This is a genomic window from Sinomicrobium endophyticum, from assembly GCF_052983315.1.
In genome coordinates this window covers 1-19,699 of record NZ_JBRKIS010000023.1, presented here as the reverse complement: position 1 = coordinate 19,699, position 19,699 = coordinate 1, and the positions used below count along the sequence as shown (strand labels likewise).

The window sequence follows — 19,699 nt, the reverse complement described above, 5'->3', positions numbered from 1 at the left end:
ATCGACGAGAACGGGGATACCCAGGTCATTGACCTCTCCGAACTGGTACAGGCCAATGAAACGATTACTACCCTGGTGAACAATAACGACGGCACGATAACTTATACCGATGAAGACGGCATAGCGACCACGATCGACATCAACAGCATCGTGGATGATGAGACCGTGACCAACCTGGTGGACAACGGCGACGGTACGATCACCTACACCAACGAGGAAGGTATAGCCCAGACGGTGGACATGGCCTCGATCATCACGGCCAATGAGACCGTGACCACCCTGGAAGACAATGGCGACGGCACGATAACTTATACCGATGAAGACGGTATAGCGACCACGATCGACATCAACAGCATCGTGGATGATGAGACCGTGACCAACCTGGTGGACAACGGCGACGGTACGATCACCTATACCAACGAGGAAGGTATAGCCCAGACGGTGGACATGGCCTCGATCATTGCGGCCAATGAAACAAATACCATATTGGCCCTGACAGACGGCGAGTTGATATATACTAATGAAGGTAATGACAACCCCAATATACCACTGATTTCAACAGATGCCGACAATGCCATTACAGTCGGCACGGATGGATCACTGTTTACGGATACTTCTGCTTTAACTGTAGAACCCTGGTTGGTACAGGGCACTACCGACAAGGCCACCGAAAATGACCAGGACATTTACCAGATGGGCAAAGTGGGTATTGGCACGGACGACATGTTGGGTACGGAGAACCCGGATGTAGCACTGGCTGTTAACGGGGCCATACTGACTACTTCTGCCATCTATGCTGACTATGTTTTTGAAGATTATTTTGAAGGTTTTTCAGAACTGAACAAAGACTATACGTTCAAATCGCTGAAAGAGGTCGAGGACTTTATCAACAGGAACAGGCACCTACCGGGCATTACCAAAATAGATGCCCTGTGCAAAAACCAAAAAGGGGAGTATGTGATCAATCCTTCGGAGCTTTCGGTGCAGTTGCTCGAAAAGGTAGAAGAACTCTATCTCCATACCATCGAACAGCAAAAAGCCCTGGAGGGCAAGGACAGGGAAATAAAAAGGCTCAGGCAACGGCAGGAAGACAAAGACCATGAAATAGAAAGGCTCCAACAACAGCAGGAAGCCATGGAAGAGCGGTTGAGCAGGTTGGAGAAACTTTTTAAGGAATAATCATAATGCCTATGTACAGGCCTATCGGCAGGCACTAAAAACGCAAATGCCGGCAGGCTTATCAAAATAGTCTAAAGGAAAAATAAACAGCAGAAAGAAATGAAACGAATTGTATTAATACTATTGCTCGGGCTTGTTTTTAAGGTTGGATACGCCCAGCAAACGGGAATAGGCACAACAACCCCCGACTCGTCATCCGTACTCGATATCACAGCTACGGATAAGGGAATATTGGTGCCAAGGATAGACCTTACTTCCGGGACATTGGATCTGGATGGGCAACCGGGGCAGGCCACCGGGCTGTTGATCTTTAATATCGGGAATACTTTTGAACAGGGGTTCTATTTCTGGAACGGTACCGAATGGAAGGCCATAGGCGGCACGGCCGGTAATGGCAGTGGTGGGGGTGAAGACCCTTTCAACCCGAATGAAATACGATCGATAAGGTATATAGTGCCTGCAGCCGATTTTATAGAGGATGTATGTTGTATAAATGAGATGACCGGAAAAAGCTTAGGTGATACCAGCAATTTTAGACAGGACAAATCGGCTTATGAAATGGTGGGCGATTCTCAGGGGGAACCTATTATTATCAACGGATTGCGGATGGATTTTCTGGCATATGACGCTACCCGAGTGTCCCCAAAACTGTTCAATACCACCGCCAATGCCATCGTATACAATATATCCTCGTTATCTACCAATGACGCTTATATTGATGGTATCGGTACGACCATTGCTTCGAATCATTATAATTATTTGGTGGATGGAGATGATATTTTTGGGGCATCACCAAATGGTAACGGTGAATATGTGAATGTAATGTTGACCTTTGATACCGGCGAATGGTACCAGTGTACTTGGTTTGCTACTCAGGATGCCAACAATTTTTATTTATATATGACCGCTCAAAGGTTAAATTGATAAAGGAATTTAAATGTTATCATAAATTAAATAGCCTCTTTAAGAGTGATATTGTTATCACTACTGACGCTTTGGCTCTTTTTTCAAACAGGTAAGTTATACCTCCTTAGTCCCTCATATAAGCAAAACATTTAAAAATGGAAAAAATTACAACGATAAGAATAATAAGTGTCTTTACGGTGTTGAACCTGGCTTCTTATGTGTGTGGCCAGACCGTCAATACAGGGGAGCTGGTTATTGCTCCCGATACCCAGGTATCCACTCTGGGCGATTTTGAGAACACGGAAACCGGCGATGTTATCAACGACGGGGAGTTATTTGTTTACAACAACTTCCACAATGATGGCATGGTGAGCTTTAGTCCCGGCCAGGCCACCGGCCTGACCCTTTTTGAAGGAATACATGGCCAGCAGGCCATATCGGGTGACATGCCTTCCGGTCTTTTTCATGTGCTGTTCAACAACCCGGCCTCACAACCGGCCTTTGCGCTTTCCGGGGATATTTCCATTTCCGGGAAGGCCGAATTTCAGGACGGCATCGTGGACGGCGATCAGCACGGTGGGCTGGTCACCTTTGAGCAGGGGGCTTTCCACGCACTGGTGTCCGACCACAGTTTTGTCGACGGCCAGGTCCGGAAAACAGGGAACGAGGCTTTTGATCATCCCATAGGGGATGAGGGCTATTACCGGCCGGTACTCATGTCCGCCCCTTCCGGTAACGCAGACCATTTTACCTCGCAATACCTGCTGGAAAATTCCAATTCCCTCCATCCGCACGCCGACAGGGCGAAAAGCGTAGAACTGATAGACAATGCGGAATATTGGGAAATCAACAGGACCAACGGGGCCTCCAATATCGTACTGACTCTGACGTGGAACGAAGAGACCACCCCTTTGGATATCTTAAGCGAAGAAGAGGGTAAGGAAATACACATTGTACGCTGGGATGACATCAACGAAACATGGAAAGACGAAGGCGGTGTGGAAAACCGCGATGAAAAGACCGTGACCACGGCAGTATCCGGGTATGGCATATTTACCCTGGCCAAGGTCATGGCCGAAGAAGAGCCGGACGGCAGCCTGGAGGTGTATAACGGGGTGTCTCCCGACGGGGATGGCCGGAATGATTTCTTTTACCTTAAGGGCATAGAGCACTACCCGGACAATACCGTGACGATCTACAACCGCTGGGGCGTAAAAGTGTATGAAGCCAAAGGGTATAACAATACCGACGTTCGTTTTGAAGGTTATTCTGATGGCCGTGCCACTATAAACACAGGAAAATTACTGCCTGCGGGAACCTATTTCTATATCCTGGAATACACCAGTGACAACCGTGTCAAAGACAGGTCGGGGTACCTGTATATCAATTAGTGCCCTGAAATAGAAAACAGGAATGTGAAAAAACAAACAAGCCGCCGGGGACACGAGAGGGCTCCGGCAGTACTAAAAACAAGACAGATGAAGAAAACTATCATAGTATTGGCGTTGTTGGGTTCCTGGATCAGCTACGGGCAGCAGGAATCGCAATATACGCAGTACATGTACAATACCATGAGCGTAAATCCCGCCTATGCCGGGACCCGTGGGGTGATGAGCATCTTCGGCCTATACCGTTCGCAATGGGTAGGTCTGGACGGGGCGCCCAAAACGGCGCAGCTATCGGTCCATTCTCCCATTAGTAGACAGGGGCATGGCCTGGGGTTGTCCGTGATCAATGATGAGATCGGCCCCTCCAGGGATACCTATGTCAATGCCAGTTTTTCCTATAAGCTCCAACTGGATCCTTTTACCTGGCTGAACCTGGGGATTATGGCCGGGGGAAGTTTTCTGGAGGTGAACTATGACAAGCTGAACGTTCATGATCCGGATGACCCGTCGCTTAGCGGGAGGCTGAGCAGGTTCTCTCCCAATATAGGGGTCGGCGCCTACCTGCATTCCGATCACTGGTATGTAGGGCTGTCGGTACCTGCACTGCTGGAAACCCGTTTTTATGACGACATCCAGCAATCCATGGCTAAGGAAAAAATGCATTTTTACCTGATCGGAGGCTATGTGTTCGATCTGGATCACAACTGGAAGTTCAAGCCTGCAGCACTGATCAAGGCCGTATCCGGGGCACCTTTGGCTGTGGACCTTTCTGCCAATTTTCTCTATAACGAAATCCTTACCCTGGGTGCGGCCTATCGTTGGGATGCAGGGCTTAGCGGATTGGCAGGGTTTCAGGTCAACGACAACCTGATGATCGGTTATGCCTATGACTTTGATACTTCCAGGCTGGGAAATTACAATTCGGGAACGCACGAAGTATTTATCCGGTTTGAGTTTGTGTCCTCAGGGCGAAGCAGGATGCGTTCTCCCAGGTTTTTTTAATCTAACCCGACAAATCACAGGATATGTATAAAAAATTACTCATTACTCTAATATTTGTTATCACGGGAAGCCTGTATGCCCAGGAAGCCAGGAAAGCCAGGGCCGATGCGAATTACGAAAAATTCGCCTATATAAAGGCCCGTGAGCTGTATAAAAAACTCCTGGACCAGGACAATGCATCCCGGGACCTTTACGGCAAACTCGCCGATACCTACTACTTCAATGCGCAATATCCGGAAGCACTTGAGTATTATAAAAAAATGTTCGCCCTCGACGGAGAAACAGGCCCGGAGTATTATTTCAGATATGCCCAGTGCCTGAAAACATCCGGGAACCATGAGGAGGCAGAAAACATATTGAACCGGTTTTACGAATTGACCGGCCGGGAAAACGTAGCTAAAATGTCCCTGACCGAAAAACTTGAGGAAGTCGGACGTTTATCCGCGAGATATGAAGTCAAGGATGCAGGCATCAATACGGAATATACAGACTTCGGCCCTGCTTTTTACGGTAAGGACAAGGTGATCTTCGCTACGGCAAGGGATACGGGGATATTTGTAAAGCGGACCCATCAATGGAATGAAAAGCCCTTTTTAAAACTCTATAGTGCCGCGATAAACAGTGAAGGTACGCTGGAAAACCCGGAAGAGCTCCGGGGAAGCCTCAATTCGAAGTATCACCAATCCACTCCAACCATGAGCAGTGACGGCAGGACCATGTATTTTACCAGGAACAATTATATCCCCGGAACGTATGGAAGAGGGGAAGACGGTGTCAATCATTTAAAAATATACCGGGCCACATTTAAGGATGGGCAGTGGAAGGATGTTGAAGACCTGCCCATTAACAGTAATGATCATTCATCCGCTCACCCGGCCCTGAGCCCGGACGGCAAACAGTTGTATTTTGTGTCCAACCGTCCGGGTACGCTGGGATTGTCAGATCTGTTTGTCACAGAGATCCGTGAAAACGGTAGCTTTGGCCCGGTACAGCACCTTGGAGACACCATAAACACCAAAGGAAGGGAAACCTTTCCCTTTATAAGTGATTCCGGGGTGTTGTATTTTGCTTCTGACGGGCATCCAGGCCTGGGGGGGCTGGATATTTTCGCCACGATAAAAGATCCCTTCGGACAGTATCATGTGGTGAATGTCGGCAGTCCGGTAAACTCATCTTCAGACGATTTCGGATATATTATCAATGAGGATACCGGGCGTGGCTTTTTTTCATCAAACAGGGAAAATGCTATGGGTTTTGACAATATATACAGCCTGTTGGATAAAGAGCCTGTTTCCCTTAGGGCAGCCTTATGCGGGCATGTACAGGATAGTATGACCAGGGCGCCTTTGGCCGGCACCAGGATCACTCTCTATGATGAACAAAACAGGGTGTTGAAAGAAGACAGTACCGATCATAAGGGCGATTTCTGTATGGAAGTGCTAATGGCAAAAAATTATAATCTCCGCGCTGAAAAGCAGGACTATCAGACCGCAGAAGAGTTTGTCGACAAACTGGCCGAAGGCGAGAAACGGAAGTTGGTCGTAGCACTGAACAAGGAAAATATTGCCGTAACTACGGGAGATGATCTAACGGAAAAACTGAGACTGAAGTCCATCTATTTCGATTTTGACGGCTCCGCTATACGTAAACGTTCTGAAATAGAACTGGCCAAAGTCATCGAAGTGATGCGCAAGCACCCGGATATTGATATAGAGGTACGATCCCATACCGACAGCAGGGGCAGTGATACCTATAACACGCAATTGTCAGAGCGTAGGGCCAAAGCCACGATAGATTATATTGTTAATAAGGGCGGTATTTCCCGGGAGAGGGTTTCCGGAAGGGGGTATGGAGAATCGCAATTGACCAACAGCTGTTCCGATGGCGTAAAATGCAGCGAGGGAGAACACCAGTTGAACCGGAGAAGTGAATTTATAATCATTAAGATATAAAGAAAAACCTTATTTATTGTTTTCTTACGATTTGTTTAGATCAGGTTGTTTGGTAAATTCAGAGGGGCGGTCAAAGATTGAGATGATCTGTTAAAATACCGCCTCCTGAATTGATTTTGTGGAAATGATCTGAACAGGGTTAAAAGTGTAGAATGTGTAATTTCCCGGAAAAGCCGCTTTGAGTGTGTAGTGTTGACAGGCCCTGACCCCATTATAAATATTCTTTATTTCGCAAGGCCCAGAATAATAAGGAATTGTAAGAAGAGGTGAGGTTCAGCTTTTTTCTCATTTTGGTCTTTATTCTTTCGATATTTTTTTCACTGCAGAACAGGTTTTGTCCCAATTCCCTGTTCGATTGTCCTTCTATGATCCCTTTTAGTACTTTTACCTCTCTGACGGTAAGTTTGTCAAAGTCTTCCGGGATGTCGTTCAATTCGTCAAAACCCTTCAAATAGTTTTCTCCGGCCAACAGCATTTTTGTGCATTCGCAGATCTCTGCCAAGGCGTGTGTCTTTAAAAGGAATCCTTTGGCCCCCGCTTCCACGGCTTCCCGATAGTAATGGATATTATTATGCATGGTTAAGATCACAAACACGGTTTGCGGAACTTTACTTTTTATTTCTTTTAAGATCTCCAGGCCATCTTTACGAGGCATGTTAATATCCAGAAAAACGATATCCGGTTTATAATTCATGACCTTATGATAGGTATCTTCCCCGTCTTCTGCTTCCCTGACAATGATATCCCTGAAATTATTTTGAAGTATCTCCCGTAACCCTTGTCTGAGTAACAGATGGTCGTCTGCCAGTAATATTTTGATCAGTTTATCCATAACAGGCATTAAAGGGGTATTTTACAAAGGATCTCAAAGCCTCCTTTTTCCCCTTTCCTTTTCATTTTATATGTTCCGCCGAGTAAAAAGATGCGTTCTTCAATGCTCTTAAGCCCCAAGGAGTTGACTTTATTCAAAGTTAAGGGGTTGGCTTTCATGCCCTTTCCGTTATCTGCGATCCATATCTTTAACCGCTGATTTTTTATTTTGAGACATATCCATGCATCGGGGGCATCGGCGTGCTTTATGATATTGTTCACGCATTCCTGTACGATCCGGTATATATGTAACGCTCTTTCTCCCTCGTAATGGTGATCTATATCGTCATCTATCTCACATCTGAAATACGTATATGAAACTTCATCCATATTTTTTAGAAGGTACTTTATGGCTTTGGTCAGCCCTAACCGGCGGATATATTCCGGATGCAGGTTGTTGGATATTCTTTGCACATCATCGATCAACAGGTCAATTTTAGATTCGTATTCCGGAGTGCTTCCCTCATTCTTTAAGAGGACCAGGCTTTGACCGACCCCGTCGTGAAGTTCCCTGGCCACCCGTTTTCTTTCATCTTCCTGCGCCTCAATGAGCCGGTGTGAATATTTTTGTTGTACCCTGTTGATCTTCTTTAAATAATTGACCCTGATCTGATGCAGCGTATATAATGCCAATAAAATTGCTCCTCCCACCGCTGTAAAAAACCAGGGGGTCTTCCAAAACGGGGGGGACACGCTAAAGGTATATTCGGTATGGCCTTCAGACCATCTCCCAAACCTGTCCGTAGCCCTTAATAGCAAGGTGTAATTTCCCGGCGCCAGAAAGGAAAAGTCAAGCGATGTTTTAGTAGTAGGTGCCGACCAGCTTTGGGCAGAAAGAGATTCCGAAACAAGTTTATAACTATAATCTATCGAAGCCGGAAGAAAAAATTCGTTACTCGAAAAGTGAAGGGTTAAATGGCTTTTATTATAAGGAAGTTCTATATCATATGGAATTCCGCTTGCGTTTATAGTATCATTTTTAATTCCTTCCGGAAGATCAACATGCTTTATCTCTGGGGGCAATGCAGTCATTTTTTCCGTAAGTTCCCAGATAATGAGCTCTTTATCCGTGGTGATGAACAATTTGTTTTTCTCCTTTAATACATCGACTATTTTCTCTGTTTTAATATTGGCGTTCTTTTCGTGAAGCCGGTATCTATGGGTTACATTTACCTGGCCCTTTAAAGAGTCGATCCGTATTTTATATATACTGGAACGATTAACCGCCCATATATTATCGCTGGAATCTATCGCAGAAAACCCTAGGTTTTTTAGCGGTAACCGCTCGTTCTTTAATGCTGTTTCTTTAACCTTCCAATCTGTTTTGGCCGAAGTCTTATAGAGTTCTCCAATACCTATGGTATCTGACTGCACATAGAGGTATTTCCTGTCCGATATTTTAATCGGTATCGTTACAGACGTACTTTTCTTTACTAAATGTTCTTCCTGATCCGGATCCGGAGTGAAGAATTTGTGAACATACCATCCTTTACGATCAATATAAAAATAAGTTCCGACGTCTATGGAATCTGCAAACATATAGATCCTCGGACGGTAGTCCTTATATTTTTTCATTTCTTTTTTTGGGTTTATATTCAGAACAAAACCTTGTTTGGATGTAGTTCCAAAAGCAATAGCCGACTTATCGTTATTTACCGGTAAAAGATGAAATATATCGGCGTCTGTATTGCGATTATCCGTATACGCGTACAGTGAATCTTTCGCTACAAAAATCCCGGCATCTGTCGCCACGAGAGTCTCTTTATTTTTCAAATAGCAATAATCATAAAAAGTTGTAATACGCGGCTCTACTGTTTTGGATACCGGTAAGGTATCTATCTCTCCATTGCCGAGGTTGATCTCCTCCAATCCCTTTTTGGCATTTATACAAAGTAGTGTACTGTCATTTTTTAAATTTAACTTAAAGGTATACGCTTGTGGTTTTAAAGGGTGTTTGTAAATATTCAACCGTAATTTAACGAGACTGCTTCCTGTAACGGGAAGCAACCAGTAATTTTCTTCCGAATCCTTGAATATATCAGCGTAAACAAGATCAAATATATCGACACCGGGATTCAATTTGGCCGGTCTTTTATCCGGGTTCAGGGAATAAATGCCTTTTTCAAAAGTACTTAAAAGTAGCGTATTGTCTTTAGTGGGAAGAATGTCGATTATTCGTAATGAAGCATTGTCAGGGCTCCTGTAATAGGCTTCTATTTTTTCCTGCCCCGACATTTTTAACACCACACGATTCCCTCCTATCCATACATTTCCCAGCTTGTCTTTGTTTATGCAGTAAAAATTTGATTCCGAAAACGGGGTGATCTTTTTAACCGTATTTTTTTCGCTGTCAATGACAACAATGCCGTCATTCATATCCGCGATCCATATTTTACCGTTAAAATATTCAAAGCGGCGGGCATACCTGAATCCGTCGAATTCTTTTGCGATCTCGTTTTTGATATAGTTATATTCGATAAATCTTTCGGTGGTCAATATGTGCAATACGCCTTCGGAAATTTCATTGACCTGCATGTAAAGCTCTTCTGTATTGCGATCGACACCCGAAACAGGGATAAACGCTTTTCCCGTAAATTCATGGAGGCCGTCTGATGCTGCCAAAACAAAAAAACGGCCATCCCGTGTGATCACGGCATCACTTAGTTCTGCATGGCTTAATCCATTTTTATAGCCCGTAAATTCCTTGCCCTCAAATGAGAATAATCCGTTATAACTGCAAAACCAAAGCGTTCCTTCTTTATCCTGTATTACTTTGCTCATGCTCTCTGAACCAATCTCTTTGGTGTCGTACTTCTCATAATAATATTCCTGGCCGTGAATATTTTCCGTACACAAAAGAAAAACAATAAGTATAACGCTCTTTATAAGAACCTGATGTATACGGTTGGACAGTTTATGTCTTTTAAAACACATTTTTAGCACTTCTACAAACAGTCGATTTTTTTGAAGATTTAGCCTGGGAAATACTCCAAAGTGGGGTCATAAAATTTTTCATGATCATTAAGGAAATTCCGAATTAATCTCATAATGTGTTATAAAAATAAGAAAATTCCGGTTGTTATGATGCTGAAGCCCCCTCTTTTTTAACAAAATGTCTTGAAAAAACCACGCTGTACACTTTCCATATCTCAACAATATCGCTGATGTATATTTTGGTCTTATAGGGCATTTCTCCTGCATCTTCATTGATCAGGAACAGGGTGCCGGGAATGTTATTATTGATGTCCACCCTACCTATAAACACGCCATGCGTCCTGTTCACTAATATGTATATTTCACCATTAAGTATGTCTTCAGTGTGTCCAACCCATTCACCAATAGCATAAGAAGTTCCCTTATCCGTAGAGAATAGCGAAAAATCCAGTACCTGGAAGGCTCTTGTATTGTGATTTCCTATATAAGGGAAGTTATACCGGGGCATTTCGTTAATAAAGGAATCCTTATTCCTGTTATTTACATACTGGTATTGGTATTCCCTGGGAATTGCCACCATGCTTTTATGATATGATCGCGATATGTCTACGTTGGAAAACAGTATATTTAAGTCCAGGCCATATTTTCTTCCAACAGTTATGATACGTCTGAAATTCAGGCTGTTCCTTGCTTTCCATGTGGATAACGTATTGGATTCAATCCCTAAAAGCTTAGAGAGTTTTACATCCGTCCTGATCCCCAGGGTCTTTTTAAGCCTTTCCATAATTTCTGCTGCATTAAAGTCTTCCGTACAGTTTATGGCATTAAGCTCTTCCGTAATATCCATGGCATCCGACGCTTTCATATTCCTGTTTTTTTATGTAATTCTAGTTTTTTTATTGCTTTGAATAAAAAAAAGGATAATTAAATACCTTAAAACTACAAGAATATAAAAAGCTAAAGAGTAGGGGGCTCCCTATTTCTAACACAGGATAGGATCGTTGCAAATTGAAGTAAGAAGGGGTATTATATTCAGGGAAACCACCCTTTGATGCGCAAAATTTATACTTTTATAAGTAAACTTCATTGTGGATAGCCCAGTCAAGCAAAGCTCCGTAAGAAGGAGGTATATCCAGTTTTTTCCTTATTTTGGTCTTGAATTTTTCAATGTTCTTTTCGCTGCACAAAAGGTTGCTTGCAATTTCCCTATTGCTTTTTCCGTGTATTACCCCTTTTAACACGTCGGTTTCCCTTTTTGTTAAACCCGAAATAGCGGAATTTGCTGCGGTAGCTTCTTTTTCCAAAAAATCATCTACATACGTCTCCCCCCTTAATACAGCGTCCAAACATTCCTGTACCTTATTAAAGCCAGCCTTTTTAGGCAAATATGCTATGGCCCCGGCAGCCATAGCCTCCTGGAAATGCGTAGGGTCATTGTGTATAGTGAGTACAATGAATGCTATTTCCGGGAGTTCTTTTTTCACCTTCCTTATGACCTCAATACCATTTACACGAGGTATGGATATATCAATGAACACAAAATCCGGCCTGTGATGAAATATCTTTTTTAATGCCTCTTCCCCGTTTTCTGCTTCCGCAATCGCAGTGACATCTGCCATTTTTAAAACCAAAGAACGAATTCCTCTTCTTATAAGGGGGTGATCGTCTACTAATAATACTTTAATCATTTTTATCTGAATCTTGTAATCAGCACTTTACAAAAATACGAATTAGATGAATATTGAACTGTGTATACGTTTGAAAACCGGTTCTTTTATATTATGCATCAACGACTACTTAAAACAACATGATTTTCAGGTCTTTACACTCGTGTTCTTAGAGGTTATCGTTGTCCGTTAATCGAGATTTAAGAAAAAGAAAATATTTATATGATTACTTCGATAATAACTGTACTACTAAATTAGTGGAGTTATTTCAAGTAAATAATAATTTATTCTTTAGTATATGACAAAACAAAAACTAGTGTTTATAGGACTTATAGGTTCGGTGGTATTATTTATCGTCGGCTATGCCTATTGGAAGTTTGGCATGGAGGATTGGGAAGTTACTGAAGTAGAAACCGTAGCAATACCGGAATTGGAAGTTTCTGAACCGGAGTTTGATAATAAAAAAGAAGCGGTAGATGCCTTAGAGCCGGAGCGGGAGTTTACGCCACCCAGTATATATGATGATAAGGAATTGGATAGTATGGGAATTACGATAGATTCTTTGCAGGTTGTGGAGGAAGGTGTTGCTGAAGGTGATGGTTCTGTAGAGTATACATCGTATGCAAAAGAAGAAATTCCTTAAATTACTTGGCTCAAAGAAGCTCGTGAGGAAGGTAATGGGGAGGTGCATCAAGAAAAAGATAATGAGAAGCTTCTAAAGGAATTGGCTAAACAACAAGAGGTATTGTTTGCAGGAGTGCAGTTGGAGGATGCGGATTTGATTGCAGATACGGATGCGCTGCTATATGTAAAGGTTCGAGGAACCCAAACGGTACAAAGTAAGTATCGGTTAGAAATGGAGCTTATGAAATCTGCAAGGATTCGTGGGCAGAAGTTTGAGCGGTATACGCGGTTGTATGGATTTGTGTCTTTTCAACCGAATCGAACTTTGTTACATATTACCCATATCGGAACGATGGAAGTGAGTCTCAAAGCATATGACAAGTAGGATGGGAGTGAAGGTATCTATACCGTGAATTCCTTTCGGGCAGAGGCGACCAAGGAAGCGGTCACTCAGACTATTGGAGAGATTAGTATTCCGGCGTTTCCGACTCAAACCAGCTTTTTACAGCAACTATTGCAACGCAACAACCGAAGAGTAAAGGTCACCATTGATGATGGGTATGAACTCATTTTAAAACCAGAATTATAATAGTTAAAAATGAATTGAATTAAAAGAAAGATGAAAATGATGATGAAATATATAAAAATACTATTAGGAATGATAGGCATAGGAAGTGGTTTACAGGCGCAAGCCACCGGGTATTGGTATTGCCTAAAACAGTTGTGGGGGCTCATGAGGAGTTGAAATTAGAGGTAGGTGAATTGATGGGGAATAGGAGTTTGGAATTGAAGATAGAGTAGCTATTGCTGTATTGAAATGGTAGTTTTACAGTTGTGTTTATTCAAGTTTATCAAAAGTAAATTATAGAAATAAATACCTTTGTGCCATGAAAACAGATATTCAAACATTTGCTTTTAAAGCACTGCCTATTGATATTGAGGTAAAAGATTTGAAATTTATAAAAGAGTTACCTGAAATGTTGGGGCAACCACACAGGGTTGCTTTTTATCAAATTTTATGGTTAGATAGAGGCTATGCTAAAATGAATATTGATTTTCATGAAATTGGGGTAGAGAGCAATGAACTTTTAATGATTACTCCTGGACAAATATGTGCGTTTGATACAGAATCAGCCTATGAAGGCAAACTGATTCTCTTTACCGGTTCATTCTTTAATGGTAGTGAAATCGATGCTAATTTTTTATATTCTTCAGAATTATTAAATCCCATACGACTGCATAAGAAGATAGCTATTCGTCCTGATCAAATGAGACCTTTGGTATATTTATTAGAAAAAGAGCTGATGCAAGGAGAAACCAGTTTTCAAATAGCTATAGCACAAAGTTATCTTCGTATTATTCTTTTTGAATCGGAACGGCAATTTTCGAAAGATGCTACAGTTTTAGTTAATTCTATTGCCAGACGCTTCTACAATGCAGTTGAAAATCATTATAAAAAAAATAGAACTACCGAATTTTACCAAAACCTATTGAGTGTTAATGAAAAGAAGCTAGCCAAAGAAATTAAAGTTTTTAGCGGAAAAACACCTAAAGTATACATAGACTCTAGAATAATTCTGGAAGCGAAAAGATTGCTTATATATAGTGATTTAAGTATTCAAGAGATTGGCTACAGCCTTGGTTTTGAAGAACCTTCCTATTTTAATAAATATTTTAAGCGACATGTCTATTCTACACCTTTTGAATTCCGTAAAAAGCATTATTGAATTCGAAATTGCGGATAATTACCATTTTTAGACGGGAAATTATTATAGGGTTGTAACCACTGCACAGTACTTTTGTTTCATTAAACATTTAAAAGTACAAAATGGAAAAAGTTGTTTTAATTGGAGCTAGCGGATTTATAGGATCTGCACTTCTTAGTGAGGCTTTAGAGAGAGGAATACACATCACAGCAGTTGTGCGTAATCCTGAAAATATTAAGATTACCCATACCAATTTAAAGATTGTAAAAGCAGATGTTTCTGATGCGGCCGTAGTTACTGAAGTAACCAAGGGAGTCTCAACTGTAATTAGTGCGTTTAATCCAGGTTGGACAAATCCTGCTATTTATGAAGAAACATTGCGCACGTACCCAGCTATTTTAAAAGGAGTAAAAGAAGCCGGAGTAAAGCGTATTCTTATTGTGGGTGGGGCAGGTACTCTATTTGTAGCACCTGGAGTTCGCGTAGTAGATACAGACGCATTACCACAAGAAATTATGGGAGGTGTACAATCATTAGGTGAGTTTTACCTAAACACCTTAACAACAGAAAAAGATATAGACTGGACATTCTTTTCACCAGCAGGTATCATAGAACCTGGAGAGCGTACAGGAAACTACCGCTTAGGGAAAGATGATTTAATCATCAATGACCAAGGAGAAAGTAAAATATCTGTTCAAGACTATGCAAAGGCAATGATTGATGAGCTAGAAAATCCTGCACATCATTATGAACGATTTACTATAGGTTACTAAGTTAGTATAAACGACTTCTCAATATGGCAGCACTTAGGTTGACCTAGTTTTAGGTGCTGCCCCTTTGAGATGTACAACCATAATTTAATCTTATTTTCTAAGTACATAACAAAAAATCCATTAAGTTGATGTTGAGTTTGTTAAATCCTGTCAACAGCCAATTTGATAACCAATCCAATCCAATCCATATTTAAAGACACTTACGGCTCTTCGTCCGTGTTTTTTGAAGGTAATGGGCTTGATCTTCCTATCCACAAAATCCCCAATTTTGTAGCACCAGACAAAGGCGATCATGGTCAACATGAAAAGCTTTTCCAGCCTGTCCAGTTGAGTGACATGGGTATCCTCTTACAATATCTTGAAAGCGACTATTCAAAATTCTCCCAAATTTGACGAAGAATCGGTCACTACAAAATATCCTGTTTTGAGTAAGTAATATAATTGAACAAAACCCCTGGATAGACATTTATGACAATTTTTGTCACCCGTTTTTGAAAAATTGTAATATATAAACAGGGGATGAGATCGATGATATATTGGACTTATACTACGGGAGAGATTGAGAGAAATGAATTCTTTAGACAATCTTTTAATAAAGTGAGCCTATTGAAAAAGTTTAAACGCGTTCGATATGCAGGTGATAGATTTTAGTTTAAAGTCGATTTTAATGAGATATATTAGTTTAGCAATCAGGATTTCCCCTTCCTTTATTATTTAAATTAGCCTGATATGTTATGGATCATTGCGTTCGTATTGCAAAGAAAATATTGCAATTGCTTGATATCAAGCATACCAATACATTCTTAAAAGATTCCATATTATCCCACCCGGATCACCCCAGTCTATTGTGTATTTCTGATACTTTGGAAAAATACGGCATCGAAAACCTTACCGTAAAAGTGGCTCCCGAAAAATTATTGGAACTTCCCCTGCCATGTGTCGTCCAATTATCAGACCGTGGTGGAGTTTTTGAGATTCTTGAAGAATTCTCGGAAGAAAAAGCCATTATTAAAGGTAATAAAAAAGAATCTGTAGAATTATCTACGAAAGAGTTTTCAGATCGCTGGACAGGCATATGTCTTTTGGTAGAGGTCTCTAAAGAATCTGCCGAACCTGGTATTGGAAGAAGGAAGAGGGAAAACAACATAAGAACTTCATTAACATCAGCAATTATAATTTTGTTGTCCTTTGTAATAACTCCCATATTGATGAAACCTTTTTTGATAGAAGGTTCGTCTACCAACTTTTTGATCGGCTGCATATTATCAAAACTTATCGGACTGGCAACAGGTGTATTATTGTTGTGGTACGAAGTGGATAAATACAATCCTACTTTACAGCGTTTTTGTTCAGGTGGAATAAAGGTTAATTGTAATGCCGTTCTCGAATCTAAATATGCTAAAGTTTTTAATGATAGCCTTAGTCTGGGTCTATTGAGCTTTTCCTATTTTTTCGGGACATTATCGTATTTGACAATGACCGGGTTTTCTTCGAGTTCGTTTTCAGTATTAGCTATGTTGAGCTTCATGACCTTGCCAGTAAGCATACTTTCAATTTATTATCAAGGGGCTGTGATTAAACAATGGTGTAAGTTCTGTATAATTATCACAGGTGTACTAACCTTTGAGATCATTTTTGCATTTTTTGGAGGATTCCTTTTGGAATCCATACACTGGGAAACTTTACCTCTTTTGCTATTTCTGACATTACTTCCAATTTGGGGCTGGACATGGTTAAAACCCCTGTTGAAGGCTAAAAAAGAATCCAACATATATCAAAGAGGACTGAAAAAAATAAAGAACAACCCAAATGTATTTACTGGACTTTTGGCTAAATCCCGGAAATTAAAAACACCAACTACGGGACTGGGAATTTCCATAAACAAAAACACGGCAAAATACCATGTCATTAAGGTATGTAATCCTTATTGCAACCCCTGTGCCCATGCACACCTGATTTTAGAGGATCTTATAAATTCCGGCAAAATCAATCTACAAATACTTTTTACAGCAACCACTCATGAAAAGGACCCAAGGACAAAACCAGTAAAGCATTTTTTAGCTATCCATGGCAAAAGAGATAATGATGTGATGCAACGGGCCCTGGATGATTGGTATAAGGCAGAACAGAAAGATTACGAGTTGTTTGCTAAAAAATATCCCATGAACAGGGAATTGGAAGAACAGCGTATAAAAATCACAGCTATGCGACAATGGTGTGATATTGAAAATATAACCCAAACCCCTACAATATTTATCAATGGGTATGAATTACCAAAGGAATATCAGATAGAAGACCTTAAAGAAGTATTGGTTTAAAGAAAAATAGCCAAAGAAACCCTTGGGCTATGTACGATACGCTTTCGCGAAGCCCGACCGAAACCTTGACGGTCATTAAATGTTCAGGGCAAAATTAATTTCAAATTTATTAATTATGAAAAAATTAAGTTTAAAAGGCTTAGGGATCCAAAAAGATGAGTTACTTCATCGCGATCAGTTAAAGACTGTAATAGGTGGCTATTATGACCGTCTTTGCGGGGAAATAGCAGATGGCGCTGCAAAAAAAGTATATGAAGACACTGGGTCTACGAAAGCAGCGGAACAGGAATACTCAGACACTTATCGCCATTGTGAGTCTTATATGTAAAAAAGATACTCAAAGTTAAAGATAAGGGAGAAGTGTAACACATTCTCCCTTATCCTAATCAATAACATTAATGCCTATTATATTTAAGATCATGAAACTTTATTTATTTTCTATTATACTCACTTTTCTTTTGCTACCGGCGAGCACATTTGCCCAAAGGAATAGCAATGTTACTTATGTCACCTATGGGATCAGGCTGATTAATAAAGTAGAGTCCGGTTCACAAAAAGAGAAAGATATGGACAAACAGATGGTTAACGGATTGAAAGATGTAGAATGTGAGCTTTTCTTTGATGAAACATCCAGTCTATTTCGCCGAAAAGAAAAGTTAGGGTTTGGTCGTGATTTTGGATATACGATGGCTGCAGCTCTTGCCGGGGGAATTCAATATAAGAACCTAAAAGAGAAGCTGAAAATCGAACAACGGGAGTCTTTAGGGGAGACTTTCTGTGTAATCTATCCTTTTGAGCAATACCAATGGGAGATAACCAAGGAAACTAAAAAAATAGGGGATTACCTGTGCTATAAAGCCGAAGCCCTGGTGGAGGGGGAAGACCTTATAAAAGGAACAAAAAAAATGAATAAAATGATTGCCTGGTTTACACCGGAAATTCCGGCCTCTTTTGGCCCTACGGGTATAGATGGTCTTCCGGGGTTAGTATTAGAAGGCATATTGAACGAGAAGGTACTATATTATATGAAAACAATTACGTTTAATTATTCAGATGTCAACCATGATCTTCAAAAACCCAAAGGCGGGATAGAGATTTCAGATGAAAAATATCAGAAATTATTGAAAGAAAAGATGCTCCCAATTCTTAGAGGTAAAAATTAATATTTCTTAATTATTTGGTGGCGGAAATAGCGTAAGCAATGATGGCAATGGGATAGATACGCCCTGTAAAGGCGATCCCATAAGAAATCCGAGTATAGCTCCGTCCAGTGCCGGGAATTATAAGGGCGGCACATATGGTTATACAAGAAACGGAGGGACCAAATTTCACGATGGTATGGATATTGTGGCTGAACCCAATAGCAAATTGTACTCGATGTATGATGGAGTTGTCATATCTATCAGGACAAGTTTTTCTGCCGGGCAATATGCTGCTGACAGTTATGGAAATTTTGTAATGATCAAAAGTATTGTTAATAACAAGGTTGTCTACCTAAAGTACAACCATTTGAACTCCGTAAATTCAGAGATTAAAGTCGGAACCCAGGTAGAACAAGGAGCCGTCATAGGAACTACGGGGACTACGGGAAATGCTGCAGCTAATGGAGTGGTTCCTCATACACACATACAGGTAAGAAATGAAGATGGCGAATCCATAGACCCGGACCCGTATATAGCCACAACCTTTGATAAAACAACCGGGGAGGGAACTTCTCCTTGTTATTAAATTATTAATCCGAGTTATAATATTCAATGGACATTCAATATTAAATACATTCTATTATGAAAACATTTTTTTATTTAATGGTTTTAATGTTAGTCAGTGTACCGCTAAGTGCACAAACAATAGAAATAAACACCCTTTATCTTACGAAATCCGGTTCTCAGGCTAAAGTTTATCCTGATGATAATATATCCAGGGCAACCCAGGTTTTTGGTGCACCGAGTGACATTGAGGACTACATTTTTGAAATGGCCAATAGAAAAGGGAAAATATATACATACAATAGGAATAAAGTGTATACTATTGATGATAAAATCGTACGTTTTGATATTAACACCAATACGGTATTATTGGGCATTGATGGGAATAAAACCTTTAAAATAGGAGACAAAATAGTGGAAACCAAAAGGGTGATACCCCATGGCCCCGATAGAACCACTACTTTGATAGATTTAAAATTTTTGGGTAAAAAGGTAGAAAGCGAAGAGGGATCCATAAAAGGGTTCAACTATGCTTATTACCAGGTTTTATATTTGTCCAATACAGACAGGCGATTAGTGCTATATTTCAATTCTTCTAAAGCCTTAGTGAATGTTGGATTGGAAGAATAAGTATAGTAAGAATTGAGCCCTTACATAAAAGGTACATCTTATTG

At 40.8% G+C, this 19,699-nt stretch carries 17 protein-coding genes and 2 pseudogenes; 15 read left to right on the top strand and 4 right to left on the bottom strand.

Going from position 1 to position 19,699, the window contains the following annotated elements:
* The 5 genes and pseudogenes from ACVBDU_RS08325 to ACVBDU_RS08305 form a co-directional block, all read left to right on the top strand.
* Positions 1 to 1,179: pseudogene (locus ACVBDU_RS08325) on the top strand (hypothetical protein); the annotation flags it as partial.
* 99 nt (positions 1,180 to 1,278) lie between these two features.
* On the top strand, positions 1,279 to 2,103 hold the full coding sequence (locus tag ACVBDU_RS08320) for a phage tail-like protein (protein ID WP_123217825.1): 825 nt from the start codon (positions 1,279 to 1,281) through the stop codon (positions 2,101 to 2,103).
* Positions 2,104 to 2,240: 137 nt separating this feature from the next.
* Positions 2,241 to 3,476 (top strand): T9SS type B sorting domain-containing protein, encoded by a 1,236-nt coding sequence (locus ACVBDU_RS08315; protein ID WP_123217826.1) that lies wholly within the window; start codon positions 2,241 to 2,243, stop codon positions 3,474 to 3,476.
* Between the two features lie 87 nt (positions 3,477 to 3,563).
* Positions 3,564 to 4,475 carry a PorP/SprF family type IX secretion system membrane protein gene (locus tag ACVBDU_RS08310; RefSeq protein WP_123217827.1) on the top strand — a complete coding sequence of 304 codons (912 nt, stop codon included), beginning with the start codon at positions 3,564 to 3,566 and terminating at the stop codon, positions 4,473 to 4,475.
* 23 nt (positions 4,476 to 4,498) lie between these two features.
* Positions 4,499 to 6,427 carry an OmpA family protein gene (locus ACVBDU_RS08305; protein ID WP_123217828.1) on the top strand — a complete coding sequence of 643 codons (1,929 nt, stop codon included), beginning with the start codon at positions 4,499 to 4,501 and terminating at the stop codon, positions 6,425 to 6,427.
* Positions 6,428 to 6,638: 211 nt separating this feature from the next.
* On the opposite strand, the gene ACVBDU_RS08300 is transcribed toward ACVBDU_RS08305, so the two are convergent.
* The 4 genes from ACVBDU_RS08300 to ACVBDU_RS08285 form a co-directional block, all read right to left on the bottom strand.
* On the bottom strand, positions 6,639 to 7,268 hold the full coding sequence (locus ACVBDU_RS08300; RefSeq protein ID WP_447179287.1) for a response regulator transcription factor: 630 nt from the start codon (positions 7,266 to 7,268) through the stop codon (positions 6,639 to 6,641).
* Positions 7,268 to 10,231 carry an ATP-binding protein gene (locus tag ACVBDU_RS08295; protein WP_447173540.1) on the bottom strand — a complete coding sequence of 988 codons (2,964 nt, stop codon included), beginning with the start codon at positions 10,229 to 10,231 and terminating at the stop codon, positions 7,268 to 7,270. The genes ACVBDU_RS08300 and ACVBDU_RS08295 overlap by 1 nt, the downstream gene beginning before the upstream one ends.
* Before the next feature lie 145 nt (positions 10,232 to 10,376).
* Positions 10,377 to 11,096: a helix-turn-helix domain-containing protein gene (locus ACVBDU_RS08290; protein WP_123217831.1), complete on the bottom strand. Its 720-nt coding sequence runs from the start codon at positions 11,094 to 11,096 to the stop codon at positions 10,377 to 10,379.
* A gap of 205 nt (positions 11,097 to 11,301) precedes the next feature.
* Positions 11,302 to 11,919 (bottom strand): response regulator transcription factor, encoded by a 618-nt coding sequence (locus ACVBDU_RS08285; RefSeq protein ID WP_123217832.1) that lies wholly within the window; start codon positions 11,917 to 11,919, stop codon positions 11,302 to 11,304.
* A 161-nt stretch (positions 11,920 to 12,080) separates the two neighbouring features.
* Here ACVBDU_RS08285 and ACVBDU_RS08280 point away from each other — a divergent pair, with 161 nt between their 5' ends.
* The 10 genes and pseudogenes from ACVBDU_RS08280 (at position 12,081) to ACVBDU_RS08235 (ending at position 19,655) form a co-directional block, all read left to right on the top strand.
* Complete coding sequence (locus ACVBDU_RS08280; RefSeq protein WP_447173541.1) at positions 12,081 to 12,200, top strand: lipoprotein N-acyltransferase Lnb domain-containing protein; 120 nt, start codon at positions 12,081 to 12,083, stop codon at positions 12,198 to 12,200.
* Positions 12,197 to 12,541 carry a hypothetical protein gene (locus ACVBDU_RS08275; RefSeq protein ID WP_447179286.1) on the top strand — a complete coding sequence of 115 codons (345 nt, stop codon included), beginning with the start codon at positions 12,197 to 12,199 and terminating at the stop codon, positions 12,539 to 12,541. The genes ACVBDU_RS08280 and ACVBDU_RS08275 overlap by 4 nt, the downstream gene beginning before the upstream one ends.
* A gap of 42 nt (positions 12,542 to 12,583) precedes the next feature.
* Positions 12,584 to 13,111 (top strand): annotated as a pseudogene (gene traM / locus ACVBDU_RS08270) (conjugative transposon protein TraM).
* 298 nt (positions 13,112 to 13,409) lie between these two features.
* Positions 13,410 to 14,249: an AraC family transcriptional regulator gene (locus ACVBDU_RS08265; protein ID WP_447173543.1), complete on the top strand. Its 840-nt coding sequence runs from the start codon at positions 13,410 to 13,412 to the stop codon at positions 14,247 to 14,249.
* Between the two features lie 101 nt (positions 14,250 to 14,350).
* Complete coding sequence (locus ACVBDU_RS08260) at positions 14,351 to 15,001, top strand: NAD(P)-dependent oxidoreductase (protein WP_123217837.1); 651 nt, start codon at positions 14,351 to 14,353, stop codon at positions 14,999 to 15,001.
* A 773-nt stretch (positions 15,002 to 15,774) separates the two neighbouring features.
* Positions 15,775 to 17,319, top strand: coding sequence for a vitamin K epoxide reductase family protein (locus ACVBDU_RS08255; RefSeq protein ID WP_447179285.1), 1,545 nt, complete (start codon positions 15,775 to 15,777; stop codon positions 17,317 to 17,319).
* A gap of 115 nt (positions 17,320 to 17,434) precedes the next feature.
* Positions 17,435 to 17,647: a hypothetical protein gene (locus tag ACVBDU_RS08250; protein ID WP_447179284.1), complete on the top strand. Its 213-nt coding sequence runs from the start codon at positions 17,435 to 17,437 to the stop codon at positions 17,645 to 17,647.
* A gap of 91 nt (positions 17,648 to 17,738) precedes the next feature.
* The gene (locus ACVBDU_RS08245) at positions 17,739 to 18,482 is read left to right on the top strand and encodes a GLPGLI family protein (protein ID WP_447179283.1); all 744 of its coding nucleotides are present in this window, start codon (positions 17,739 to 17,741) and stop codon (positions 18,480 to 18,482) included.
* Positions 18,483 to 18,534: 52 nt separating this feature from the next.
* Positions 18,535 to 19,047 (top strand): M23 family metallopeptidase, encoded by a 513-nt coding sequence (locus tag ACVBDU_RS08240; RefSeq protein ID WP_447179288.1) that lies wholly within the window; start codon positions 18,535 to 18,537, stop codon positions 19,045 to 19,047.
* Positions 19,048 to 19,103: 56 nt separating this feature from the next.
* Positions 19,104 to 19,655 carry a hypothetical protein gene (locus tag ACVBDU_RS08235; RefSeq protein WP_447179282.1) on the top strand — a complete coding sequence of 184 codons (552 nt, stop codon included), beginning with the start codon at positions 19,104 to 19,106 and terminating at the stop codon, positions 19,653 to 19,655.
* Positions 19,656 to 19,699: the final 44 nt, after the last annotated feature.